Genomic DNA, 25,159 nt, shown 5'->3' with positions numbered 1-25,159 from the left:
ACAGGGAGGCGCAAAATGGCAGATTTCAGCGATAAAGTAGTTTATCAGATTTACCCGAAGTCCTTTCGGGATACCAACGGGGATGGTTTTGGAGACATCCCCGGAGTGATTGAAAAATTGGATTATCTGCAGGAATTGGGGGTGGATTACCTGTGGCTGACACCGTTTTTTCCATCCCCACAACATGATAATGGGTATGATGTGGCGGATTACTGCGCAGTTGATCCCAAGTTTGGGACCATGGAGGATTTGGAAGAGCTGATCCGGCAGAGCGAGGCAAGAGGAATGGGACTGATGCTCGACATGGTATTCAATCATACCTCCACCGAACACATATGGTTTCAGAAGGCTCTGGCAGGGGATGAGACCTATCAGAAGTATTATATATTCAAGGACGGCAGGCCGGACCGCATTCCCACAAACTGGCAGTCAAAATTCGGCGGCCCGGCGTGGGAATATGTACCCGCCCTTAAAAAATGGTATCTCCGGTTATACGATGTGACCCAGGCGGATTTAAACTGGGATAACCCAAGGGTCCGCGAAGAATTAAAGGAGATTCTGCGGTTCTGGAAAAACAAAGGCATAAAGGCATTCCGTTTTGACGTGATCAATCTGGTTTCCAAACCGGAGGTGATGGAGGATGATTTCCTGGGAGACGGGCGGAGATTTTACAGTGACGGCCCCCATATTCATGAGTATCTGAAGGAACTGGTGCGGGATGCGGGGATTGAGGATTTCGTGACGGTGGGCGAGATGTCTTCCACATCGGTCGAACACTGTATCCGGTATTCTGCGCCGGAGGAAAAGGAACTCTCCATGTGCTTTAATTTCCACCATCTGAAAGTGGATTACAAGGACGGGGATAAATGGGCGCTGATGCCTGCGGATTATCAGAAGTTGAGAGAGCTCTTTATTGAGTGGCAGATCGAGATGCAGAAAGGGCACGGCTGGAACGCGCTGTTCTGGTGCAACCACGACCAGCCCCGGATTGTAAGCAGACTGGGAGATGAAACGGCCTATTGGAAGCAGTCGGCGAAAATGCTGGCAGGTTTGATTCATTTTATGCGCGGAACCCCCTATATTTATCAGGGAGAAGAAATTGGAATGCTGAACGCCCATTATCCTTCCATCGAACAATACCGGGATGTGGAAAGCCTGAATTATTATCAGATTTTGCTAAAAAATGGAAAAACAGAGAAAGAGGCGCTGGAGACTTTGGCGGCCAGATCGCGGGACAACAGCCGGACGCCCATGCAGTGGAATGGGGAACAGTACGGCGGATTTTCCGAGACGGAGCCGTGGCTTCCCATGTCGGCCGGATTTAGAAACGAAATTACGGTCGAAGCCCAGCAAAACGACCAGGATTCCATCCTATCTTTTTATAAGAAGCTGATTGCCATGAGAAAAATGTATCCGGTCATTGCAGAGGGAGAAATCTCCTTTTTAGAGACCGGAACGGACCGGGTGCTGGCGTACCGGAGAAAACTTGGGGAGCAGCAGATCGCTGTGTTCTGCAATCTGGACGGAGAGAAGCACACGGTTAAGGTGGACGGAGCCTGGCGCGGCGATCCGGTTTTGCTGGAAAACTATGAAGCCCGTCAAATGGACCCGGAAGGGGAAACATATACAATGGAACCCTACGAGTTTATGGTTCTTGGAAGGGTATAAAGACCGGAGGGAACGAACCGTAACCTCATGATTAAATAACCGCTCATCACAACCGGCTGCCGTCCCGTTGTGGTAAGCGGTTATTTGCGCTGCTACCTCTCCGCCACGCTGTTATCGCTCCCCCACGCTCAACGCCTCAACCGCCACGCTCCCGCCCCGCACAATTTCCACCCGGTTGGGATAGCATTTTTTCATCAAAGCGATCAGCTCCTGATTGCGTGCCTCTGTCATCACGCTCTCAATCAATACCGTTGCCGTGGTGTAGTCGATGACCGATACATGGAAGATCCGTGAAATGCGAAAGAGCTCGTCGATATCCCGGTCGGAGCAGTGATTGACTCTCACGAACATCAATTCTTTCATGTGGATGGGGATGTCGGTATAATCCACGACCTTGATGACTTCCACGCTCCGGTTAAGCTGTTTTTTTACCTGTTCAAAGGTTTTGTCGTCGCTGGTCAGGCTGATGGTCATCCGGGAAACGGTTTTATCTTCCGTCACGCCGACGGTCAGGCTGTCTAAGTTGTAAGATTTCCCGGAAAATAATCCCGAAATTCTGGCGAGCACGCCGATCTCATTTTCCACGAATAAACAGAGCCATCTTTTTTTCATATCAGTTATCCCCGCTTTCCAAAATCATATGGTCAAGAGCGCTGCCAGGCGGAACGATGGGCAGAACATTTGCCTCCCGCTCAATGATAAACTCAATGACCGTGGGCGCCTTTGGCATACGTTTTGCCGCTGCAAACGCAGCCGCGATTTCCGTTTCGGAAGTGACGCGGATTCCGTGTGCGCCGTAACTTTCCGCCAATTTTATAAAATCCGGCGTGTATTCCGGGCAGCAATCCGCCGGGGTATTACAGGCCGGTGGGCAGCTCTTTCGACTGCGTATACAGGTGCCGGAATAGCGCTTGTTGAAAAACATTTCCTGCCACTGCCGTACATTTCCCAGATAACCGTTGTTTAAAATGCAGATGATGAGAGGCAGTTCGCAGCAGACGGCGGTGGCCATCTCCTGTATATTCATCTGCATGCCGCCGTCGCCGGTAATCACGATCACATCCCTGTCGGGATTTCCGATTTTGGCCCCTATGGCGGCCGGGAATCCGTAGCCCATGGTTCCAAGACCGCCGGAGGTGAGCAGCTGTCTGTTCTTGCCAAGTTCCAGAAACTGCGTGGCCCACAACTGGTTTTGCCCTACGTCCGTGGCGATAATGACGTTGTCAAAGGCGTCGTTCATGGCGCTTATGATTTTCTCTGGCGTCAGTCCCTCCGGCCCCATGGATATGGGGTGCTGCTGTTTCCAGCCGTTTATTTCCTCCAGCCATTCTCCCGTGCCGCCTGGCTGCGCCTTTTCCAGCAGCGCTGAGATCGCGCTTTTGGCGTCGGCCACAATGGGAATGTCAACCGCGATATTTCTTGAAATGGAAGCCGGGTCTATGTCAACGTGGATGATCGCCGCATGGGGGGCAAATTCACCGATTTTGCCCGTTATCCGGTCGTTAAACCGGGTCCCGATGGAAAACAGAACGTCGCATTGGCTGACCGCAGTGTTTGCCGCGTAGCTTCCGTGTATTCCGATATTTCCAATGTAGAGGTTGTGGGTTGTGGGAATGGCCCCCTTTCCCATAATGGTGGTGATAACGGGAACGCCCGTCGCTTCGGCCAGCCGCTGCATTTCATCCTGGGCGTGGCTGATGATGACGCCCCCGCCAATGAGGAACACGGGTTTTTGCGCGCGATTCAATACTTCCACGGCTTTTTTGATCTGCCCCGCATGGACGGAAACTTTAGGTTTATAACCCCTGATCTCCACTTCGTCCGGGTACTCGTCACTCCCGTACGCCTGCTGGACGTCCTTGGGCAGGTCAATTACCACAACGCCCGGCTTTCCCGTCCGGGCAATATAAAAGGCCTTCTTGATGGTCTCCGCCAAATCGCCGCGTTTGCGGACCGTGACCGCATATTTGCAGATGTTTCTCGTGATTCCCACGATGTCCACCTCCTGAAATGCGTCGTTACCGATCAGTCCGGTGGGGACCTGCCCTGTAAAGCAGACCAGGGGAACGCTGTCGTAATTGGCCGTGGCGATTCCCGTCACCAGATTTGTGGCCCCCGGCCCGCTCGTGACCAGGCAGACGCCGGTTTTTCCGGTGGAACGCGCGTAACCGTCCGCGGCGTGGACTAACCCCTGTTCGTGGCGCGGCAGAATCACGTCGATGTCCCGTTCGCCGTAAAGGGCGTTAAACAGGTCGATTGCCTGGCCTCCCGGATAAGCGAACAGCGTATCCACCTGTTCCATTTTCAGCGCTTTTACAAATAATTCTGCTCCTGTCATCAATCGAAACCGCCTCCTTGTATGCGTGTACTTGCTTGCATTTGTAGCTTATAAAATGGTACTGGAAGTACAGTACCATGGTTTAACGTTCAGAAATTCCGATCAGAAATTCCGTTTAGAAATACCGCCACGCTGTTTTTGATAAACTGTTCCCGGTCAAGGCTCGTAAGCTCCTGATGGAAGGAGGACTTCAAAAACGTGTAGCCGAACGTGGATGAAAAAATGGTCATGGCCAGGCTTTCAAAGTCCATATGGTTTATTTTCCCTAATTGCTCCATTTTTTCAAAATATTCAATCAAAGAGGAAATAAAGGCCTGGGGCACTTTCATGATCATGGGGGCGGTTTCATCATAGAGCTGGGGCGCCCTGAGTCCGATGGACAGATTTACAAAGTCCGGGGTGATCCGGTCCATGTATGTGGTCATAAACATTTCCAAATCGGGCTGTAGCTCCCAGACCACATTTTGAAATAGTTCCGGGGTAATATTCGCGCGCCATTTTTCCTGTGCGATGCCGCTTAACACAATATCCTTTTTGTTCTTGAATTTTCGGAACAACGTGCATTCATTCACGCCGGCCAGATGTGCAATGTCCTTGGTGGTCGTTGCGACATAGCCTTTGTCGCGGATTAATGCCATTGTGGCGTCGATGATTTTCTGGCTGGTATCGTCCATATTGGCCTCCATGCAAGTGCTTGCTATCATTTTAGACGTTTAACGGGAGCTTGTCAAGAAGATTCTGAAAGACGGGGTGGATGGGGCGGAATTGGTGTACCGGGCGAAACTGTTAAGAAAAGTGATAAAAACGTATTAAAAAGCGTAAAAATGGCATATAATCATAATGAATATTTGACAAAAGTGAAAAAATCACATATAATTAATTACGTTAATAGGAGGTAAAGGAAGATGCTGATTCGGTTTAATGTGAAAAATTTTTTATCGTTTTCAGAAAGGGAAGATGGGAAATCCGAAGAGTTTTCTATGATAGGTGGGAAAACAAGGGGTAAAAAAGAGCATATTTATGAGGATGGAAAGATTAAACTTTTAAAATTTGCGGCTGTTTATGGAGCAAATGCAGCTGGAAAATCTAATCTTGTTAAAGCAATAGATTTTATGCGAAGAACTGTAATTTCAGGTTTACCGGAAGGGCATACAGATAAGTATTGTAAGGCGGAGGAAGATAATCGAATTAAAGAAAGTTACTTTGAACTGGAAATATTATTAGATAATAAATATTATGCATACGGTTTTGAAGTGATTTTAAATCAAAGTAAATTTACATCTGAATGGCTTATTGAAATTACAGCTGACAATAAAGAAAAAGTGCTTTTTAGTCGAGACCTCATTAATGGATTTTATGAGTTTGGCAGAGAGGTAAATGTTAAAGGCTTGATTGATAAATTAGATGTTTATGCAGAGGATATTCAAGAGGATACGAGTGTACTGCTGCTGTCTGTACTGAATCAGAATAAAAAAACTTTGTATCAGCAATTTGAACAAGCCGCTATATTTCAGAACATTTATATGTGGATTAAAAGAGACCTGGATATAAATTATCCGGATAGACCCATTTCTGATTATTCTTATATGGCAGAAACTGAAAATGTAGAAGAAATTTGTAGAATGATAGCCGCTTTTGGAACAGGTATTACAGATTTTAAAATGGTAGAAGTTCCTGTTGAAAAAATATTGGGGCATTTGCCAAAGGGAATACAAGATGACTTAATTGCTGATTTTGAAAAAAGAATCGTTGAAATGAAGAGTAAGGTTGAGGCTAAGGGATTAGGAATCATAATGCGAAGCAATCGGGATTTCTTTATTTTGAATATTGATAAAGAAGAAAATATTATTTGTAGAACTATTAAGTTTTCCCATGGCAAAAAAAATATTTTATTTGATCTGTCAGAAGAATCAGATGGTACGGTAAGAGTGTTGGATTTGTTGGAGGTACTTTTATCGGGAGAAGGTAAAACATATGTTATAGACGAATTGGATCGATGTCTGCATCCAAGCTTGACATATAAATTTGTTGACACATTTTTAGCGCTGGCATCACAGAAGAATATACAATTAATTGTGACAACCCATGAGTCACGCCTTTTAGATTTTGACTTGTTGCGTCGAGATGAGATTTGGTTTGTAAATAAAAGAAAATCTGGAGAAAGTGATATCTATTCTTTAGAGGAATATAATACGCGGTTTGATCAGAAGATTGACAAAGCGTATTTGGAAGGACGTTATGGTGGAGTTCCTGTTTTTAATGCCGTATTTCCAATTAGAGAGGTATAATAAATGAGGGAAAGCAGGATCTTCGGAGAACGCACACATGTATTTTCATCAGATAAAACGCGCAGAAAGTATTTTTTTGTATATGAAGGATCGATTACTGAAGTTATATATTTTGATATGGTCAGGGCGATGCGCGAGGATGTAGGGATTAGTCCGTTAATTGAGCTTATACCGATTATCAGAAGTTATAGTGAAAAGGGGTGCAGTAATCCTAAAAAAATATTGGATCGGATCATTAAAAATTTAGAGGAGAGCAAAACAAAGCATATATCCTATGAGACGTTGTTGAATCGTATAATGGACAGCTTTTATGAAATGGGAATCATAACAACCAGTGGAATACAAGCAAGAAGTATATGGAAAACAATGTGCAGGGTTTGTGATCAAAACATTCAAAAAGAGCTGAATTCTGATGTTGAAGATGTGGAAGGAGATTCCCGTTTGATTTTGGAGACATTAGAGAAAGAATATGAGTTGAGTCATATCGTATTGGATATTTCCAATATTATAAAAGAAGGCGGCCTCACATATTCAGAAGGTTTTGGTCAAATTTGTTTAATTGTCGATAGAGATCGGCAAAGTTTCGTTTCTACACCAGAAAATAATCAATATGAATACGTTGTTGATAAGTGCAGAGAAAACGGTTTTGGATTATTCGTCACAAATCCGTGTTTTGAATTTTGGCTGCTGCTGCACTTTGATGAAGTGGTTGAATTAGACAGGAAAAAGCTATTAGATAATCCAAAAGTAACGACAAAAAGAAGATATGCCGAGCAAGAGCTTCGAAGAATTTGGCCAGGGTATAAAAAGAATTCTTATAAGGCAGAGGTATTGGTGAGGAACATAGACAAAGCAATTAGTAATGAAAAGAAATTTTGTGAAGATATTGCAAAATTAGAAGACTCGATCGGCAGCAATATTGGAATATTAATTGAAGAAATGCGAACATAATGGATTGCGGACTCTTTAAAGTCCGCTTTTCTGTTTGGAAGCAAAAGGAGGTTGCGGCTCCGGTAGATTTTCCATCTACTTTTGTCGCAACCTCCTTTTGTCTTGTATTCCTAACATCCGGCGCGTTATCTGTGCGGAATTATTTTACAGCACCTGCACCCGAAACGCGGCCGACTGCGGCGGAATGCTGAGCGTCTCCGCATTGGAATGGGTGACTCGGACCATCTGGCCGGGGCGGAGGTCGCCGAAGCGGATCGGAGCTCCGAAGCGGTTGGTAAATACCGTCGCGTTGGAGATGTTGAACCGGGTCTGATCGTTGGGATTGTTGGCGCTTCCCAGCAAAATATAACGGTTGTTGAAATCAATCCGGGCGATTCTGCCTGTGGTCGTGGAGGAGGGCCGCTGGGGCGGCGTGGGACGCACCGGAGGTCTGGGGGGAAGGGGCCTGGGCGGAATTGGCTGCACCGGAGGTCTGGGCGGCAGCGGCGCTACCGGAGGCCAGGGCCGTACGGGTGGCAGCGGCTGTACCGGAGGCCAGGGCTGCACGGGCGGCAGAGGCTGAATCGGGGGAACCGGCTGCACCGGAGGAACCGGGACCTGGGGCGTCCTCTGGATCGCAACCCAGAAGGCGTTGGACTGAGGCGGGATGCTTCGGGTCATAGCGGGGGAGAAGCCCACGTTGACCCACATCCCCTTGCGGATGCAGCAGATGCAGGAGTTTTGCCCTGCCGCATTGGTCACCGTTGTCTGACGGTTGAGATTTAATCTGATTTGCTGTATGGACACAGCCTGCCCCGGCTCCCGCACAGCGTAGGAGACCAGGATACTGCCCGATGAGTTATTGGAACAGGAGACATCTTCCACATAGGCGTTGTTGATGCGCATAATATCCCCTTGCTGGAACATGGTACCACGAGGATCATTGTTCATGAGAAATACCACCGATAGTAGTTTTACTGTAGTATATGCGGCGTTTTAAATGGAGTGAGAAGACCGTTCCCGGAAATACGGCGGAGGGGAGCCGGTCCGGCCGCCGGGGCCACCTCGAGCCGCCCGGGTTACCCCGAGCCGTCCAGGCCATTCCAGCCACTCCGTCCATCTCAGCCCACCTATTCGCTTCGCCCGCCGGGGCCATCCCGCCCGCCTGTCCACTTCGCCCGCCGGGGCCATTCCGTCCGCCTGTCCACTTCGCCCGCCTGGGCCATCCCGTACGCCCGTCCACTTCGCCCGCCGGGGCCACCCCGTCCGCCCGTGCACTCTGTCCGCCGGGGCCACCCCGCCCGCCTGTCCACTTCGCCCGCCGGGGCCATCCCGTCCGGTCATTCCGTCCGCCATCCCCCACCGCCCAACCCGACAAATCCGCCCGCCCCCGTCAGGCGCGCCGGGCCGCCGCGCCGCACCGCATCGCATCGCCGCCCTGCAACCGACAAATAAAACCTGAATTGAAGCCGCGAATTCATCTAAACTATGGTAAACTAAAATCAGCACGCTGTCGCAGGACGGCAGGAGAAGGAGGGGATTCCCTTATGAACTATGTCTGTGCGGATATTCACGGAAGATGGGACAAATACCAGGCCATGCTGGAGGATTTGAACCTGGGGGAGGATGATAAACTCTATATCCTTGGGGATGTGATCGACCGGGGAGAGGACGGAATCCGCATTTTACAGGATATCATGAAACGTGGGAATATTTTCCTTTTTATCGGGAATCATGAACTGTTTCTGTACTACTGCATACAGTGCGACGACGAGGAATGGACGGAGAGCTGGATGAGAAACGGCGGAAGGCCTACGGCGCAGCGCTTTTTGGAGCTGGATGACGTGGAGCAGGACGCAATTTTGCGCTTAATCGCCGATTCCTACGTTGCCATTCCCGACCTCAACGTGGAGGGGAAGCATTACTACCTGGTGCACGCTTACCCGGACCTGCGCTACACGGACCGGCCGGTGCGGGTGAGGGACATGGGCGGGGATGAATTGGAGCTGCTGTATAACATGGTCTGGCGGCGGGTCTCGGATGAACAGTGGAAGGAAGATGAAATCCTGAAAAAAATCCGGGAGATGGGGCGGAACGTCCTGATCGGCCACACCATCACCACCTATTTTTGCAGCGCCAGCTGCGGCAAAGATGGACGGGCCAGAATCTTCCGGGATCCGTATTTCACCGGTCTGGACTGCGGCTGCGCCATAAGCGGGGACCAGGCCTGCCTGGGCGTCCTGCGGCTGGAGGATGAGAAGGAGTTTTACTATTAGGTCGTAACAAAATTCAAACTGGAAAAAGATGGGAGAGCACCGGAAATGGCGTTCTCCCTTCACGATTTTATCCGGCGTTCTCCGCCGCGAACTGGCTGTTGTACAGTGCGGCGTAGTAGCCGCCCTTAGCCAGCAGTTCCTTGTGGTTTCCAACTTCCTTGATGTCCCCGTGCTCCATGTAGACGATCAGCTGCGCGTCCTTGATGGTGGATAAGCGGTGGGCGATGACAAAGCTGGTCCTGCCTTCCATGAGCTTGTTCATGGCCTTCTGGATCGCCACCTCGGTTCTGGTGTCCACGGAGGAGGTCGCCTCGTCGAGAATCAGGATTTCCGGATCCGACAGGAAGGCCCGGGCGATGGTCAGAAGCTGCCGCTGCCCCTGGGCGATGTTGGAAGCGCCCTCGTGGAGCTGCATGTCGTAGCCGCCGGGCATAGCCATGATAAATCCGTGGGCGTGGGCGGCCTTGGCGGCCTGCACCACCTCCTCGTCGCTGGCGTCAAGCTTACCGTAGCGGATATTGTCCCGGATGGTGCCGGAGAACAGCCAGGTGTCCTGCAATACCATTCCGATCATGGAGCGGAGGGATTCGCGGTTCATGTCCCGCACGTCGATACCGTCTATGGTGATGCTTCCGCCCTTCACGTCGTAAAAACGCAGAATCAGATTGACCAGCGTGGTTTTACCGGCTCCCGTGGGGCCCACAATGGCGATCTTGTCTCCGGAACCCACATGGAGATCCAGGTCATGGATCAGCAGCCGGTCGTCGGAGTATCCGAACTGTACGTGGTTGAAGTCCACATTTCCCTCAGGCTTTTTGGGGAATTTCTGTGCCTGGACCTCGGGCACCTCCTCCTTGGCATCCAGGAATTCAAAGACTCTCTGGGCCGCCGCCATGGTCGCCTGCATGATGTTGGCGATGTTGGAAATCTGGTTGATGGGCTGGGAAAACTGGCGCAGATACTGGATAAAGGACTGGATCATGCCGATGGAGAGCCTGCCGTTTATGCAGAGCCACCCGCTGACCACCGCCACGCCCACATAGCCGATGTTGGTCAGCGCCTGGGTCAGCGGCATGATAATGCTGGATGAAAACTGCGCCCGCCAGCCGTTGGTGTAGAGCCGCTCGTTGATCTCCTCAAAATTTGTGATGATATCCTCCTCCTTGCCGAAGGCGGCGATCACGTTCTGGCCGTTGTACATTTCCTCCACATACCCGGTGAGTTCGCCCAGGGCAGACTGCTGTCCCTGGAAATATTTCTGGGAATGTTTTACAACTTTCATGCTCACAAATCCGCAGAGCGGGATCACGCAGACGCCGATCAGGGTCAGAATGGGGCTGACCACCAGCATCATCACGAAAATGAAGATCATGGTACATACGGCCGTGATCACCTGGCTGATGCTCTGCTGGAGGGAGGTGTCGATGGTGTCCACGTCGTTGGTGACGCGGCTTAACACATCGCCGAAGGTATTTCCGTCAAAGTAAGCCAGGGGCAGACGGCGGATCTTTTTGTCCACCGCCATACGCAGGTCGTGCATGGTGCGCTCCGCCACACCGGCAACGATAAACTGTCCGGAGTAGTTGAACAGAAAGGCCAGCAAATAGACGCAGCCCAGCTGCAGCAGCACGGTGAGAAAGACCTCAAATCCCTGGAGCGCCCCGGTTTTGTCCACTATCACCGCCACCAGGGCGTCCATGGCCCGGCCGAGGGTATAGGGGCCCTGGGTCGTAAACACGGCGCCCAGAACCAGGCAGACTACCATGAGGACGATCCGCACACGGTAGGGTTTCATAAAGGAAAACAGACGGCGCATGGTGCCTTTGGTGTTGATCGGCTTCGCCGTTTTTCCGACATTCATGTATTTCATGCGCTCATCTCCTCCTCCGACAACTGGCTGCGGACAATTTCCTGGTAGGTCTCGCAGGTCTTAAGCAGCTCCCTGTGGGTGCCCATCCCCATGACCTTACCCTCATCCATCACAATAATCCGGTCCGCGTTCATGATGGTGCTGACGCGCTGGGCCACGATCACCACCGTGGCGGCCCCGGTTTCCTTTGCCAGAGCCTGGCGCAGCGCAGAGTCCGTCTTGAAATCCAGGGCGGAAAAGCTGTCGTCGAACACATAGATTTCGGGCTTTCGGACAATGGCCCTGGCGATAGCCAGGCGCTGCCGCTGCCCGCCGGAGACGTTGCTGCCGCCCTGGGCGATGGGCGAGTCAAATCCATCGGGCTTATCCTCGATAAAATCCGTGGACTGGGCGATGGCGGCCGCCTCCCGCACCCGTTCGTCGTTTGCCGAGTCGTCCCCGAAACGGATATTTTCCGCAATCGTTCCCTTGAACAGCAGGGCCTTCTGGGGCACGTAGCCGATTTTTCTCCTCAGGTCCTTCAGATCGTAATCCTTGACATTCACCCCGTCCACCAGGACCTCTCCCTCCTGCACGTCGTAAAAACGCGGGATCAGCCCCACCAGGGCTGTTTTTCCGCTGCCCGTGCTGCCGATGACAGCCGTGGTTTCCCCGGGCTTTGCCTCAAAGCTTACATGGCTGACCGCGGGTTCCTTGGCTCCGGGGAAATAAAAGCTGACGTCACGGAAGGTCAGGAAGCCCTTCTGTCCGGCGGACTGCCGGGGCTGCTCCGGATTTTTTATGGAATTGTCCGTGTCCAGCACCTGGCAGATTCGGTCCGCGGAGGCAGCGCATCTGGGATACATGACGAAGATCATGGAGAGCATGGTCACCGACATCATGATCTGCATGACATACTGGATAATGGCCAGGATATCGCCGGGCATCACCGGCTCGGTGCGGATTCCCTGCCCGGCCCTCCAGAGCAGTCCCACCACGGTCAGGTTCAATACCAGGATCAGGGACGGCCCTAAAAGTGACATTGCGTGCATCATTTTCACGGCGTTGTTCATCAGGTCTTTGTTGGCTGTGTCAAAGCGTTTTTCCTCGTAGTCCTCGGTGCCGAAGGCGCGGATCACGCGGATTCCGGAAAGTTTTTCCCGCATGATCAGATTGATCCGGTCGATCTTGGACTGCATTTTCCGGGAGAGGGGCATGGCACGGCGGCCGATCAGGCTGATGATAAAGATCATTACCGGCATGGACACCACCAGGATACTGGACATTTTGGGATTCTTGCTGTAGGCCAGCAGAATGCCCACCACACACATGATCGGAGCGGTCAGAATGATCCGCAGGAACATGACCATAAAGTTCTGTACCTGAGTGATGTCGTTGTTGGTGCGCGTGATCAGCGAGGCGGTGGAAAATGTGTCGATCTCCGCCTGAGAAAAATACTCCACCTTTTTGAATACCTTACTTCTTACATTTTTTCCCAATCCAAGGGCGATCCTGGAAGCGAAAAAACCGGTGGTGATGTTGCACACCATTCCGAGAATTGCGATTCCCAGCATGATCACTCCGGTGCGAAGGATATAGTTCATATCCTTTCCTGCGATCCCCTTGTTGATGATGTCCGACAGATAGGTGGGAAGCCCCAGCGTGGCCCCCACGCCCGCCGCCACGCTGACAAACACGCACAGCAGCTGCAGGCGGAACATTTTCAGCTCCGCAAATATTTTCTTCATGTTTTACCTCCTTGGTTTTACAAATACAAGCGCCGTCAGGTAACGCTGCCGGCCCGTTGCATTTATTAAAAATCTTCCGGAACAGCAGTTCAGCTTTGCAGATACCGTTCCAGACATTTTAACCCATTTAAAATCTGATCCAGGTCCTCTGGGCTCATGACGTCCTGCTCCGGGTGGCTTTCCATTTGCCGGGCCATGCGCTCGATCAGGGCGCGTCCGCTCTCCGTGAGCGCCACGTCGATGAAACGGGCGTCCCGGTCATTTTTGGACATGGCAATGTGCCCGGCTTTTTCCAGCCTCCTACAGAACATGGAGCAGTTCCCCTTGGTCACGTGCAGACTTTGGCTGAGCTGAGTCAAATTGACCGTTTTTCCGGCCGTGAAAAGGTAGTTGAGGACTCTTCCCTGTTCCGGAGTGATGCCGAAGGGACGGCATTTTTCCTCCACACGCTCCCGAACCAGCCAGTTCACCTTGCGCAGCTCCTGAAACCATTGGTCTTTAAAATTGATGTATGCCATCTGAAAACCCCCCTTGATTTTCCGGTAAGACGGATGCCCTGATAAATAGTTTATGTGTAAACTGTTATAGAATACCATTGGGGACGCGGAAAATAAAGTCTAATTTTCTTAAAAGATTCTAAAAATTTGGTAAATTGAAGCCTGAGGACAGACAGGAGAGCGTCTGCGTGCGGCGAGTGGAATCCCGTTTCGGGCCGGGGAAAATACAGATTGCCCATTGTACGGGCGCACAGTATAATGGGGATATGATGTTCGGAATGCAGGAGGAAACTGTTATGGGATTATTTGGAAAAAAGAGCTTTTTCCCCTATGTGGGGGAGATCGGAAGCGATGTGATGGAGGAGATTCGCAGGACGGTTGCGCGCGCCCAGGGTATACTGGGGCTTTCCGATGGGACCGGCGGGAGAGAGACGGCGGCCGCAATCAATGAAATGGTGGACCGCATTCTGGAGAACGGCGTGCTGCCGGAGGGATTCGCGGATCTGGAGGATGCGGCCGTGTGCCTGGGCGTGCTGTTCGGACACGCGCTTTGCGTGGGGCAGCAGTGGAAATGGAAGGCGCTGGGGGAAAACGTCGGGAACGCTTCCTTCTGTGTCGTCTCGCCCGGGGATTATTTCAGCAACGCGCCGATGCCCTATTTGCTGCGGATACTCTCCGGAAACAACCGGAACGTGGATGGAACCAACGACAATACCGTGCTGCTGCTCTACAATATGCTGGAGAATATCGACCGGAAGCCGGAAAAGCAGAAATATTTTCCAGTGGCGTGAGTCTAGGGCCCGGAGTCAGGCCGCGCGGCTGCCGGTGAGGGACCAGAGCGCGGCGGCCTTTTTCCAAGGGCCTTCCCGCCGGATCCGGCTGGACAGGCGCTCGGACATGGCAACCGTGGTGAGGGTGACAAAAATTTCCAGTGCGCTGCTGATGATCCCGGCCATTGCCAGCAGGACCAGGGATATCATCAGGATTGAGGCCAGGCCGGCCAGGTAAGGGCGGTAGGGACCAGGATTTAACCGGTAACGGACCCAGACCACCGCGGCCAGATAAATCAGCAGCAGCACGGTGGACACAAAGGCGAACACGATGTGCAGGAAGGATTTGAGGGGCATCTCATCCGGCAGGTAGGGCGTTGTGATGGCGCAGAACAGCAGGGCCAGTGCGGCGGGGATCAGCCGGGAGAACAGGGGGCGAAGGCGCACCAGGGGCCGCAGCCGCCGGTAGATCAGGTAAAAGTACAGACCCACGACGATTCCCCAGATCAGAAATGCCAGTTTTTTGTCCATGAGATTGCCGATTACGGAAAAGTTGGTGGTAAACCAGTTGTAGCCCCCGGTGAAGGCGATGGTGTAGGCCGGAATGATCAGGTAAGCCAGAACTTTTATCGTCATAATATCATCCTTTGCATCAAAATACAGTCAGTATAACAGACAGATGAAAACAGAGGTTAAAAAAAGCCTGATATTTTTATAAAGTATTGATAAACAGAAATTTTAGGGTGCGGGAGAAAACTGGCGTGGGATGAGTTGGCGGCTCTGTCGGCTTAATTTGACGTTTTTATAAAAAAATGTAAGGCTGGGTGAACGTTAGACAGCGGATACTGCCTGCTTTGACAAAAAAGCGGGGTTACGAACCGGAAAATTGGCCTTCGGTGTGTTATAGTGTAAAAAGAGCGTTTTGGCGTTTCAATGATTGTGCGGGAGGAACGAGATGATATTTGTCACAGGGGATTGCCACGGGGATTACCGGAAATTGAGCAGCGCCGCGTTTCGGGAGCAGAAGGAAATGGACCGGCAGGATTTTGTGATCGTGTGCGGCGATTTCGGTTACTGGGACCGGTCCAGGCAGGAGGAGTATTGGATGGACTGGCTGGCTCAGAAGGATTTTACGCTGCTGTTTGTGGACGGCAACCATGAAAATTACGACCTGCTGGCCGAGTTTCCGGTGCAGATGTGGCACGGGGGTAAGGTGCAGATGATCCGGGAAAATGTGATCCATCTCATGCGGGGCCAGATGTTCAATCTCCAGGGCCGCAGGTTCTTCACCTTCGGCGGCGCCAGGAGCCATGATATTGTGGACGGAATTCTGGAGCCGGACGACCCGGAGCTGCGGGTCAAGGTGAAGCGGCTGGAGGGAGCGGGCGCGCTGTACCGGATCAACCACCTGACCTGGTGGAAGGAGGAAATGCCCTCGGAGCAGGAGTATGAGGAGGGGCGCAGCTGCCTGGAGCAGAACGGGTGGAAATGCGACTATATCCTGTCCCACTGCGCCCCTTCCAGCGTCCAGGCGCAGCTCTCCTGCGGCAGGTTCGACACGGACCCGCTGACCGTTTATCTGGAGGAGATCAAAAACCGCTGCGAATACCGGAAATGGTTCTTCGGGCATTACCATGAGGACGAGCTGGTGGACGACCGGCATATGGTGCTGTACCACAGGATTGAGCGGGTGCTGTAGGGCGGAAACTGGCGGCGGCCGGGAAATGGGAGATTGGGCGGGGGACTTAGGGAAATCAATTCAGGCAGGTTCCCAAATTCGGAACCTGCCGTTTTTAACAAGGAGGAACCATCATGGGAAAAGCGGATGAGAATATGAACGAGGAGAATTACCGGACTGCGCTGGATTTGTACCGGGAGTACCGGGGGATGAACATTACGGAGCTGGCCGACGCCTCAGGGGTGTCCCGCCAGACCGTAGGCTCCGCCTGCAAAGGCGATCTGAAGCTGGGGGAAAAGCGCCTGCGGATGCTGGCAAATGCGCTGTGCGTGGACCCGGATGATCTGGATCAGGACCTGGATCCCCTGGAGGTGCAGGACAAGGTGGTCAACATCCCGGCGGAGCTGAAACGCTTTTCGGATAAAATCGCCCGCTGCAAGCCCAAGGATATCAGGCGAAAGATGGACAATGTGATCGCCTATCTGGATGACAACGACGAGGACGTGCACAACGTCATGACCTATCTATTGACAGCGGCCAATTCCCTGGGAAAGGTTCTGGCAGGGCATCTGGTGGCGAAGCTCTATCCGCACGCATACTATTTTAAAGGGTACAGGCCTAAAATTGACGTGGGTTACTATGCGGTGGACGAGTCCCTTGGGGAATACCAGGCCTTTGTCCTCTTTGAGGATTGGGTCTACGATACGTTTGGGCTTGAAAACCCCCTCCAGGAATTTGACGTGCCAAACCCTGATGGCAGCGGTACGGTCAAGCAGAAAAGCCTGGATTTTGCCATCCCCATCGAGTATCACGGGGACGAGGATATGGATTTTGAGTCCGCGCTTTTGAACCAGATCGTGGATTATATGTGGGAGTTTGAGGCGTGCGAAATCCGCAATCCCAAGTTAGTGTTTTTGTTTGAAGAGCTGATGGACGATATGTTCTCCTACGGGACAATCCGGGAGTATGTCTGCGAGGAATACGATCCCCTGCTGCCTTATAAGACAAAAAAGCGGGAGGAAAAATACACCCAGCTTCTGTACAAGATTCTGCAGGAGGAGGGGAGTATGGACAAGGCGGTGAAAAAGACCGCGAAGATTCTCAGCGAGATGAACACGCCGGAGGGGGAGGAGGAGGAGATATTCGGGCGGTACGGCCTGAACGACAAGGTCTAAGGGGCGGATTTAGAGGTCCCCGTCTATATACAGGAGGCGGACTGAGGCGCCCCAGCCAATATGTTGGGAGAGCGGACGGAGATTCACCCGTCTGTGTGCCGGAGCCCGGATTGACATTTGTTCATGTATACGTCGCATGACGGAAATGCCCCGCCGCCCGCGCCTCAAAAGCCGCCATTTTCAACCCCGGCCGCATTTGCGCCCAGCGCGCCCGGTCTGCTATATTGGGGGCAGGAGGTGAAACGTGTGGATAACGCGCAGAGGGAATTGAGAGAATGGCTGTGTCATGGCCGGGAGACGGGCGGAGAACAGAAGCTATGCCTGGAGATTGCAGGCGAGGCGCAGGCGGAGGCGGACAAGGAACGCCGGGTGGCCCTGCGGCTGAGTGCAAAGGGAATCCCGGTCTATGAGATGGTGCAGGAAATCCCGGCGGGAGAGCGCCTGGACGAGAGGCGGATGTGGCGGCGTCTGGCCGAGTCGCTGGCCCGGGACTGGGAACTGCCATGGGAAGGGGAGGAGCGTTTGCTGAACGCGGATTTTTATTTCTAGGGCAGCGGAAAAGGTGGGCGGGCTGATCGCGTCAGGGACGCGGGGCCCGCTTTTTCCGGCCCGGCGCGCAGGCCTGGGAAAAGCCGCGCCGGTCGATCCGCCTCACCCCCGCTTCTCCACCTCCGGGAGCACAATCTCCCGGCAATGATTGAATGTTCCAAGGCGCTTCAGACACCCGTTCACCGCGTTCTCCAGCTTTTTCGTCCGCCTCACGCCATCTTCATACCAGATGTTTTTGACAACCAGCCTTCCGGTTTTGACCTCGGCCACCGCCTCCACCCGTCCGGCGAAGCGGCCGCCCCAGATCATGGGCAGCACGTAATGGCCGTATTTGCGTTTGGCTGCCGGGGTGTAAATCTCCCAGGTGTAGTCGAAGCCGAACAGGGCGCGGATCAGGTTGCGGTCCCACATCATGCAGTCCAAAGGCGCGATCAGCTCGCATCGCGGTTTGAAGGCTTCGCCCTGGCGGACCCGGTCCAGAAGGGGCAGGTCCCCGGCGCGACAGTATAAAAGGTGCTTGATTCCTTCCACTGATACCTCCAGAATCTCCCCGCCCTCCAGCAGCTCCTCAAAGGCCCGGCTGCGCTGGGGCGCTTTGAGTCCCCAGCTGTTGAGCCATGCGTCGCTGGGGCGGTTCCAGAGAAGGCCCACCGCGCCGATGCGCCGTCTTATGCGCCACCTCAAATGAGCCTCATCCCCAGGCATAGGGTCCGGCGCGGACAAAAGCTCTGGGGGCAGATGGCGTTCAGCCAGATCATAGTATTTCCTGGCCCCCTTCTTGTGGTGGATGATCAGCTCGCCGGCGGAATAGAGCTGCTCCAGCGCCGCCCGGGCGGCGTTCGTCTCCCCGTCCCAGCTCCCGCTCCAGTGGATGCAGGAGTGCCAGTGAATCGTACCCGGTATGGGCAGCTCGTCGGAGCTGACGGGGCCATTTTCATAGATATAAGCTTTGGCCTGGTCCTCCAGCGCGGCCATTCCGGGAAAGCGCCGTCCGTTCTCCCGGGCCGCCCTGCGGTAGCGCTCAAAATAGGGCCAGTCCTCCGCCGGGATGATGGAAATGTTCTTGTCGGGATAGTCCACCAGCTTCCGGTCCTCGTACAAGAGTTCATAGAGCGTCTGCTTGGTAAAGCCCTTGACCCGGGACTGGAGCGTCAGCTCCGCATTCTTGCCGCAGGCGTCCACCGGGTCGAACTGGATACACCCCGCCTGGCGCACGTAGTCCAGGGCGCCCTGCTTGCCGGTGAACCGGTATTCCCCAAGCAGGCCCTGCTTCAGCAGGATAAAATTTCTCGCTTCTTGTATCGTCATTGTGATCATGTCTGGTCTCCGCGGCCGTCGTCAGGGCTTTGACTCCGGCCCCACCGGATCATGGCCAGGATTTCCTCCTCGCTCTCCGTCTGGTCGTAATCTCCCGTCAGCTGGCCTTCATAATGATAAAGGATGTGGTTTTCCATGTTTCGCCGCAGGCAGCGGATCAGCTCGTCCACGCCCTGTTCCTGGGCTCTCTGTGTCTATGGTATCACGAATCGGAACAATATGAAATATGAAATGTCTGCAAGTGCACACCGGTTAAGGATGAATATGAGACTGTGCTGAAAATGGCCGGTTTTAGATACTTCAGGCATTGCCGCCGAAACCCGACAAAATCCCCCTCGATATGGAAAGTTCCATCCCGCCCACCCGCCATTTCCATCCCGCCACGCCACTTTACCGTTCCGGCGCACCTGCGCAGGCGTATCTGTTTTGCTATACTGCACATAGGAGGCCTGACCATGCCGCAGCAACAGATGCAGAAGAGAGGAGAACGGCGATGGGTGAGAACAATCGGAACGAACTGGTAAACTGGAGGGTAAGCCCCGCAGAGGACGAGAAGACAGGCGCAGTAGGCCTGCGGATATGGGGGAGAGGCGAGGGATTCGACGTGGCCGCCGCTCCCATCCGGGCGGTGTCGACGGTACCCGGCGGATTCGAGGTGGAGGTGGAGGACGGATCCCTTTTCCTGGTGCTTCTGAACGAGAACGCCTGGCCCAGGGTGTTCGGGAAGGAAAAAAAGGAGTGGTACCGCCTGGTTCGTAAGCTGGATTCCTTTGACCTGAAATGCTTCGCCTGTTTCTGGATGGAGGATTTATATTTGTACTCTGAGGAGGAATACCATCGAGATCAATGTATGGAATGGGCTGAGAGGAACGGGCTGGACCCTGGCGCGTGGAAGCACATTCGGGCTATGAGGATGGCCGCTGACAGAGAGCGGGAGCCGCAGCCTTCACGTTTGGAACCGTGGAATGAGGAAAATGCGCTGCGCATCGATCTGAGCGCGTTCTGCCGGAACTATTACCACTGTTTTCATGAAGGAAAATCAAAGGCCAGGTACGAGCACTGGGAATATCCTTCGCGGCGGCTGGAGGCCGGTAAGGAACCTTTGGTGACGATCTGCCTGAAATGGAAGGACGATGATTCGCCCAAAGGCACGGTATTCCAGCTGCGATACCGCATCCGCGGGGTGAATTGCCTGGAGATACTGGAGGCAAAGATGCTTCCGTGGGTCGAATTGCAGTGGGTGCACAGTGTGGATGAGCCGGAAATGGAACATACCCACTTCCGTTTCCGGCTCTGGGAACATGTCTACCTGTGCAACGTGGGGGAGACGCCGCTTCTGCTGACCGGGGCGGTTTCCGGGGAACCTTTAAGGCCCGGGGAGCTGCGGGAACTGAACGTGGACTTTTGCAGCTGACGGACAGGGCGCGAGGTGGAAAAAGGAGGTTGGAATGAGACACGGTGAGTCGTATTATTATTACCTGGAGGGAGTGGAGGAGGTTCCTGTTTCGGAGCTTTTGGGAAAGACGGTGACTAGCCTGGAGGTGTGGGGAAATATGGAGGAGCTGCGCTTTTTCTGCTCCGATCACACTGTATATTTAATGTACCATGAGCAGGGCTGCTGCGAATCGGTGCGGATCGAGGATATCTGCGGCGAGCTGGAATATCTGCTGGACAGTCCGATTCTGATGGCCGAGGAGGTGGCCGGGGAGAGCGGAATGGACGAGGCGTCGATGACGCACTACACCTGGACCTTCTATAAATTTGCCACCCGGAAAGGATACGTCACCCTCAGATGGCTGGGCACCAGCAACGGCTATTACGGCGAGGAGGTCTCCCTGATCCGGGTTCCGCCGGAAAATCTCACAAAGGAGGGGCTGCTGAAGGGGACGCCTTTGGACAACGATCCGGATAAGAATCCGAATACGATCCGGTGCCGGATTGATGAATATGGTGCGGAGATGGAGCTGCCCGTCTGGGCAGAACAGTATGGGTTTCCCACAGTGATTACGGCGGTGGTTGACGTTGAAATCGTGGAAAATGATCCGGGCCAGGATTGGGCGGAACGGTTCAGGAAATATCTGGAAAACGTGTATCTGCCCCAGGCGGCCGATCTCGTGATTGAGGACGACCGGCTGCGGGAGGAATTGAAACAGCGTCTGTCGTTATGCAGCTGGAAGACGAGAGTACGGCAGTTGTGATGGGAATGAAAATATGGAAAACGGCCCCGCCGGGAGCGCAGTATCAGCTGCCTGGCGGGGCCGTTTTCCATGTATATGCGGTGAGATGGGAACCGTCCGTTTCCCGTCTATTTTTTTCCGCTCCAGCAGTAAGTGCAAAGCTTGCAGTCCGGCAGTCCGATGGACTCCACCAGGTCGTCCAGGCGGTGGAAGCGCAGGGTGGTGAAATTCAGCCGGCGGCGGATTTCCTCCACCATCTCCCGGTAATTCTGGCTGTCCGGGTTGGCGTAATCCAGCAGCACCTCGTCGGACACGTTATCCCCCTCCCGTTCCTGGATGATCCGCCGGGTGATCAGGTCCAGCTCCGAGGAGGAGCGGGAGAAGTTTAAGTAGCGGCAGCCGAACATGATGGGCGGGCAGGCCGGGCGGATGTGCACCTCCTTCGCGCCGCTCTGGTACAGAAATTCCGTGGTTTCACCCAGCTGGGTGCCCCGCACGATGGAGTCGTCGATGAGCAGCAGGCTCTTATCGCGGATCAGCGCGTCCACGGGGATCAGTTTCATCCGGGCGATCAGGTTACGCTGGCCCTGGCTGGTGGGCATGAAGGACCGGGGCCAGGTGGGGGTGTATTTGATGAAGGGGCGGGCAAAGGGGATTTTCGACTCGTTGGCGTAACCCACCGCGTGGGCGATGCCGGAGTCCGGGACACCGGCCACAACGTCGGGGCGGACGTCATTTTCCTGATCCCGACGGGCCAGGAGGCGTCCGCACTGGTAGCGCATCTGCTCCACGTTGATCCCCTCGTAGGAGGAGGTGGGGTAGCCGTAGTAGACCCAGAGGAAGGCGCAGATTTTCATTTCCTCCCTGGGAGGGCTGAGTATTTCCACGCGCTCCGGCGTGATGAAATCGATCTCCCCCGGCCCCAGCTCCTTTAAATCCGAGTAGCCCAGATTGATATAGGCGAAGCTCTCGAAGGACACGCAGTGGGCGTTGTCCTTTTTTCCGATTACAATCGGCATTCTCCCGTAGCGGTCCCGGGAGGCGTAGATTCCCTCGGGAGTCAGGATGAGAATGCTCATGGAGCCCTCGATCTTCTCCTGGGCGTACAAAATCCCTTCCACCAGCGTGGGCTTCTGGTTGATGATGGCGGCCACCAGCTCCGTAGCGTTGATGCGGCCGTGACTCATTTCCATAAAATGGATATGGCCGTTCTCATAGGCTTCGGCCACCAGCTCGTCCATATTGTTGATTTTCCCCACCGTGGTGATGGCGTAGCTTCCCAGATGGGACTGGATCAACAGGGGCTGAGGTTCGTTGTCGGAAATGCAGCCGATGCCCAGATTGCCCTCCAGCTCCTCCAAATCCCCGTCAAATTTCGTGCGGAAGGGCGTGTTCTCGATATTGTGGATCGAGCGGGTAAAGCCCTGTTCCCCGTATACGGCCATGCCGCCCCTCTTGGTTCCAAGATGGGAGTGATAGTCCACGCCAAAAAACAGATCCAGCGTACAGCTCTGCTTCGATACAACTCCGAATATTCCACCCATTTATGATTTTCCTCGCTTCTTCGTTTTGCGGCTTCATAAAAACATGTCATATTCATCATACCATATATTAGTATTGGAGGACAATATGATTTATATATTATTTATACTTATTAATATTTATACGAAACAGTTGAGACGGCGGGGAAATTGGCGCCAAGAGCGGCGTCAAGCTCGCTTGTAAGCCGATCTTGGTGCCAATTTCCCCATCGGATGGACATCCGATGCTTCTTGACCGGCTTTTCCGGTCAAGAAGAGGAGCCGTCTCAACCGGTATGTGGCGGGGAAATTGGTGCCGAGAGCCGCGTCAAGCTCGCTTGTAAGCCGATCTTGGTGTCAATTTCCCCATCGGATGGACATCCTGTCGAAAAGATCCTGGTCATAAACCAGGGCCTGTCTCATATACTGAGGTAAAAGGAGTGAGGCGGGATGAACCGGAAGGATGAGATTCTGAAATTGTTTCCAAAGGAATTGCGCGCTCTGCTGGGACAGGTTCCGGCGGAGTTTGAGGATATACAGGAGATCCGCCTGCGGGCGGGGCAGCCGGTGATTCTGGTCTGCAAAAACCGGGAGTACATGGTGGGGCAGGGCGGCGAACTGCTGGGGAACGCAGAGGAAGGAGCAGATTCCTTCCGGTCCGCCCCCTCTTCCTCCGCCCGCCCTTACCGGGCCAGCCGGGAGGAGCTGCGAGCGGCGGTGGACTACATGAGCAGCTATTCCCTCTACGCCGCTGAGGAGGAGCTGCGCCAGGGCTTTATCACCGTCCAGGGCGGCCACCGGATCGGGGTGGCGGGCAGGACGGTGGCGGACCGGCAGGGCGTCCGCCTGATGAAATTCATCTCCTTTGTCAATGTGCGGGTGGCCCACCAGGTGAAGGGCTGTGCGGACGGAATCATGGGATATCTGTACGCACGGCAGCCCGGACAGCCGGGCCCGCATTTCTGCAACACTCTGATCATCTCGCCGCCGCGGTGCGGAAAGACAACGCTGCTGCGGGATGTGATCCGGCAGGTTTCCGCCGGAAATGCCTTTGCGCCGGGGATGACCGTGGGGGTGGTGGACGAGCGGTCAGAGCTGGGAGCCTGCTATCAGGGCGTCCCGCAAAATGACTTAGGCCCCCGCACCGACGTGCTGGACTGCTGTCCCAAGGACCAGGGTATGATGATGCTGGTGCGCAGCATGGCCCCCCAGGTGGTGGCTGTGGACGAGATCGGCAGCGCCGGGGACGTGGAGGCCGTGGGCTACATACAGAGCTGCGGCTGCGCCCTGGCCGCCACGGTTCACGGCGCGTCGCTGGAAGATATTTACAGCAAACCGGCCCTTGGACGGCTGGTGGAGGAGGGTGTGTTCGAGCGCTACATCCTGCTGGAACCGTCCCCGGAAAATGGACGGCGACTGCGGATACTGGGGCGGGACGGGCGGGAGCTGGATGGGGAACGGTGCGGAGCGGTGGGAAGCCCAGGACAGTGCGTCCCGGGCTACGAGAAAGCGGCAGTCCCGCCCGGGCCGCCGCACCCCCAAACGGTTCCTCATCCCAAGGAAAGGCCAGGTGAACGCATATGTTGCTAAAATATCTCGGCGCGGCCCTGATTCTCATTTCCGCCCCGGGCCTGGGCATGTATCTGGCCGGGCAGTGGAAGGAGCGGCTGCGTCTGCTGGAAAAATTGCGGCAGATGATCTATTTCCTCAAAGGCGAGATCACCTACAGCCACGCGCCCCTGGCCGAAGCCCTGGAGCGGGTGGGCAGGCGAAGCGGAGGGCCTTTGGGGGACATGTTCGTCCGGGCCTCGGAGCGCATCTGCACCCAGGAGGGCGAGAGCCTTCAGGAAATCTGGAGCGGGGAAACCCGGACAATGGCCGCGGGCGCGAAGAATCTGCCCCTGACCAGGGCCGACCTGGAGCAGTTCACCACCCTGGGGGAGCACCTGGGTTATCTGGACGTGGACATGCAGGAGCGCACGCTGCTTCTGTATCTGGAACAGTTGGACCTGTCCATCGAATATCTGCAGGCGCACCGGCAGGAAAAATGCCGTCTGTATACCAGCCTTGGCGTCATGGGCGGGATTTTTCTCGTCATCGTCATGTGCTGACGGAAGTTAGAAGGAATTGGAGGCAGTCATGGGGGTAAACCTGATATTTAAAATTGCGGCAGTGGGGATTCTGGTTTCCGTCATCTGCCAGGTGTTAAAGCACAGCGGAAGGGAGGAACAGGCGTTTTTAACCAGCCTGGCGGGCCTGGTGCTGGTGCTTTTCTGGATGGTACCGTACATATATGAACTGTTTGAAACCATAAAAAACCTGTTTGCGCTTTAAGCAGGCAAACCATAGAGGCACGTTCCGGCGCGGGGCGGCGGAGAC

24 protein-coding genes are annotated in these 25,159 nt (G+C 54.0%); 13 read left to right on the top strand and 11 right to left on the bottom strand.

The window, feature by feature from the left end; genetic code table 11:
* Positions 1-15: 15 nt before the first annotated feature.
* Positions 16-1,668: an alpha,alpha-phosphotrehalase gene (gene treC / locus ACK2JC_RS06025; protein ID WP_320936277.1), complete on the top strand. Its 1,653-nt coding sequence runs from the start codon at positions 16-18 to the stop codon at positions 1,666-1,668.
* 111 nt (positions 1,669-1,779) lie between these two features.
* Here the strand turns inward: treC and ilvN are convergent, their stop codons facing one another.
* The 3 genes from ilvN to ACK2JC_RS06010 form a co-directional block, all read right to left on the bottom strand.
* Positions 1,780-2,280, bottom strand: coding sequence for an acetolactate synthase small subunit (gene ilvN / locus ACK2JC_RS06020; RefSeq protein WP_320936278.1), 501 nt, complete (start codon positions 2,278-2,280; stop codon positions 1,780-1,782).
* A 1-nt stretch (position 2,281) separates the two neighbouring features.
* Complete coding sequence (gene ilvB / locus ACK2JC_RS06015) at positions 2,282-4,006, bottom strand: biosynthetic-type acetolactate synthase large subunit (protein WP_320936295.1); 1,725 nt, start codon at positions 4,004-4,006, stop codon at positions 2,282-2,284.
* Between the two features lie 89 nt (positions 4,007-4,095).
* Positions 4,096-4,680 (bottom strand): TetR/AcrR family transcriptional regulator, encoded by a 585-nt coding sequence (locus tag ACK2JC_RS06010; protein ID WP_320936279.1) that lies wholly within the window; start codon positions 4,678-4,680, stop codon positions 4,096-4,098.
* A gap of 231 nt (positions 4,681-4,911) precedes the next feature.
* Between ACK2JC_RS06010 and ACK2JC_RS06005 the strand changes: the two genes are divergently transcribed.
* Together ACK2JC_RS06005 and ACK2JC_RS06000 are read left to right on the top strand one after the other, a co-directional pair.
* Positions 4,912-6,294 (top strand): ATP/GTP-binding protein, encoded by a 1,383-nt coding sequence (locus ACK2JC_RS06005; protein WP_320936280.1) that lies wholly within the window; start codon positions 4,912-4,914, stop codon positions 6,292-6,294.
* A gap of 3 nt (positions 6,295-6,297) precedes the next feature.
* Positions 6,298-7,245, top strand: a complete 948-nt coding sequence (locus ACK2JC_RS06000; RefSeq protein WP_411338464.1) for an RloB family protein — start codon at positions 6,298-6,300, stop codon at positions 7,243-7,245.
* A 144-nt stretch (positions 7,246-7,389) separates the two neighbouring features.
* On the opposite strand, the gene ACK2JC_RS05995 is transcribed toward ACK2JC_RS06000, so the two are convergent.
* Entirely contained in the window at positions 7,390-8,175 is a 786-nt protein-coding gene (locus ACK2JC_RS05995) for a hypothetical protein (RefSeq protein WP_227170219.1), read from the bottom strand.
* Between the two features lie 596 nt (positions 8,176-8,771).
* On the opposite strand from ACK2JC_RS05995, the gene ACK2JC_RS05990 reads away from it, so the two are divergent.
* Positions 8,772-9,500: a metallophosphoesterase gene (locus ACK2JC_RS05990; RefSeq protein ID WP_320936282.1), complete on the top strand. Its 729-nt coding sequence runs from the start codon at positions 8,772-8,774 to the stop codon at positions 9,498-9,500.
* A gap of 67 nt (positions 9,501-9,567) precedes the next feature.
* On the opposite strand, the gene ACK2JC_RS05985 is transcribed toward ACK2JC_RS05990, so the two are convergent.
* From ACK2JC_RS05985 to ACK2JC_RS05975, 3 genes are all read right to left on the bottom strand, one after another.
* On the bottom strand, positions 9,568-11,370 hold the full coding sequence (locus tag ACK2JC_RS05985) for an ABC transporter ATP-binding protein (RefSeq protein ID WP_276855227.1): 1,803 nt from the start codon (positions 11,368-11,370) through the stop codon (positions 9,568-9,570).
* Positions 11,367-13,097, bottom strand: a complete 1,731-nt coding sequence (locus ACK2JC_RS05980) for an ABC transporter ATP-binding protein (RefSeq protein ID WP_320936283.1) — start codon at positions 13,095-13,097, stop codon at positions 11,367-11,369. The genes ACK2JC_RS05985 and ACK2JC_RS05980 overlap by 4 nt, the downstream gene beginning before the upstream one ends.
* 89 nt (positions 13,098-13,186) lie before the next feature.
* Positions 13,187-13,615, bottom strand: coding sequence for a MarR family winged helix-turn-helix transcriptional regulator (locus ACK2JC_RS05975; RefSeq protein WP_092362062.1), 429 nt, complete (start codon positions 13,613-13,615; stop codon positions 13,187-13,189).
* A 275-nt stretch (positions 13,616-13,890) separates the two neighbouring features.
* On the opposite strand from ACK2JC_RS05975, the gene ACK2JC_RS05970 reads away from it, so the two are divergent.
* Positions 13,891-14,385 (top strand): hypothetical protein, encoded by a 495-nt coding sequence (locus ACK2JC_RS05970; protein WP_320936284.1) that lies wholly within the window; start codon positions 13,891-13,893, stop codon positions 14,383-14,385.
* A 15-nt stretch (positions 14,386-14,400) separates the two neighbouring features.
* On the opposite strand, the gene ACK2JC_RS05965 is transcribed toward ACK2JC_RS05970, so the two are convergent.
* Positions 14,401-15,000, bottom strand: a complete 600-nt coding sequence (locus ACK2JC_RS05965; protein WP_320936285.1) for a hypothetical protein — start codon at positions 14,998-15,000, stop codon at positions 14,401-14,403.
* 319 nt (positions 15,001-15,319) lie between these two features.
* Between ACK2JC_RS05965 and ACK2JC_RS05960 the strand changes: the two genes are divergently transcribed.
* The 3 genes from ACK2JC_RS05960 (at position 15,320) to ACK2JC_RS05950 (ending at position 17,766) form a co-directional block, all read left to right on the top strand.
* On the top strand, positions 15,320-16,063 hold the full coding sequence (locus ACK2JC_RS05960; protein ID WP_227170217.1) for a metallophosphoesterase: 744 nt from the start codon (positions 15,320-15,322) through the stop codon (positions 16,061-16,063).
* Between the two features lie 113 nt (positions 16,064-16,176).
* Positions 16,177-17,217: a helix-turn-helix transcriptional regulator gene (locus ACK2JC_RS05955; RefSeq protein WP_227170216.1), complete on the top strand. Its 1,041-nt coding sequence runs from the start codon at positions 16,177-16,179 to the stop codon at positions 17,215-17,217.
* A gap of 246 nt (positions 17,218-17,463) precedes the next feature.
* A complete protein-coding gene (locus ACK2JC_RS05950) occupies positions 17,464-17,766 on the top strand; it encodes a hypothetical protein (RefSeq protein ID WP_320936286.1) in 303 nt (100 codons plus the stop codon).
* A gap of 102 nt (positions 17,767-17,868) precedes the next feature.
* Here ACK2JC_RS05950 and ACK2JC_RS05945 read toward each other — a convergent pair whose 3' ends face one another.
* Both ACK2JC_RS05945 and ACK2JC_RS05940 read right to left on the bottom strand, forming a co-directional pair.
* Positions 17,869-19,083, bottom strand: coding sequence for a winged helix-turn-helix domain-containing protein (locus ACK2JC_RS05945; RefSeq protein ID WP_320936287.1), 1,215 nt, complete (start codon positions 19,081-19,083; stop codon positions 17,869-17,871).
* Complete coding sequence (locus ACK2JC_RS05940; protein ID WP_320936288.1) at positions 19,080-19,253, bottom strand: hypothetical protein; 174 nt, start codon at positions 19,251-19,253, stop codon at positions 19,080-19,082. The genes ACK2JC_RS05945 and ACK2JC_RS05940 overlap by 4 nt, the downstream gene beginning before the upstream one ends.
* A 323-nt stretch (positions 19,254-19,576) precedes the next feature.
* Between ACK2JC_RS05940 and ACK2JC_RS05935 the strand changes: the two genes are divergently transcribed.
* The gene (locus ACK2JC_RS05935; RefSeq protein WP_368271620.1) at positions 19,577-20,497 is read left to right on the top strand and encodes a hypothetical protein; all 921 of its coding nucleotides are present in this window, start codon (positions 19,577-19,579) and stop codon (positions 20,495-20,497) included.
* 34 nt (positions 20,498-20,531) lie between these two features.
* Positions 20,532-21,281, top strand: a complete 750-nt coding sequence (locus ACK2JC_RS05930) for a hypothetical protein (RefSeq protein ID WP_368271619.1) — start codon at positions 20,532-20,534, stop codon at positions 21,279-21,281.
* A gap of 107 nt (positions 21,282-21,388) precedes the next feature.
* Here ACK2JC_RS05930 and ACK2JC_RS05925 read toward each other — a convergent pair whose 3' ends face one another.
* Entirely contained in the window at positions 21,389-22,804 is a 1,416-nt protein-coding gene (locus tag ACK2JC_RS05925) for an amidophosphoribosyltransferase (protein ID WP_092362105.1), read from the bottom strand.
* A 426-nt stretch (positions 22,805-23,230) separates the two neighbouring features.
* Between ACK2JC_RS05925 and spoIIIAA the strand changes: the two genes are divergently transcribed.
* Genes spoIIIAA through spoIIIAC form a run of 3 tightly spaced genes read left to right on the top strand, consistent with a single transcriptional unit; the run spans position 23,231 to position 25,114 of the window.
* Entirely contained in the window at positions 23,231-24,370 is a 1,140-nt protein-coding gene (spoIIIAA, locus tag ACK2JC_RS05920; RefSeq protein WP_368271617.1) for a stage III sporulation protein AA, read from the top strand.
* Positions 24,361-24,891, top strand: a complete 531-nt coding sequence (locus tag ACK2JC_RS05915) for a stage III sporulation protein AB (RefSeq protein ID WP_320936292.1) — start codon at positions 24,361-24,363, stop codon at positions 24,889-24,891. The genes spoIIIAA and ACK2JC_RS05915 overlap by 10 nt, the downstream gene beginning before the upstream one ends.
* Before the next feature lie 28 nt (positions 24,892-24,919).
* Positions 24,920-25,114, top strand: coding sequence for a stage III sporulation protein AC (gene spoIIIAC / locus ACK2JC_RS05910; protein ID WP_007709355.1), 195 nt, complete (start codon positions 24,920-24,922; stop codon positions 25,112-25,114).
* Positions 25,115-25,159: the final 45 nt, after the last annotated feature.

This window comes from Enterocloster lavalensis (genome assembly GCF_046603895.1).
Classification (GTDB): Bacteria; Bacillota; Clostridia; order Lachnospirales; family Lachnospiraceae; genus Enterocloster; species Enterocloster lavalensis.
This window is presented reverse-complemented; position numbering and strand designations above follow the sequence as displayed.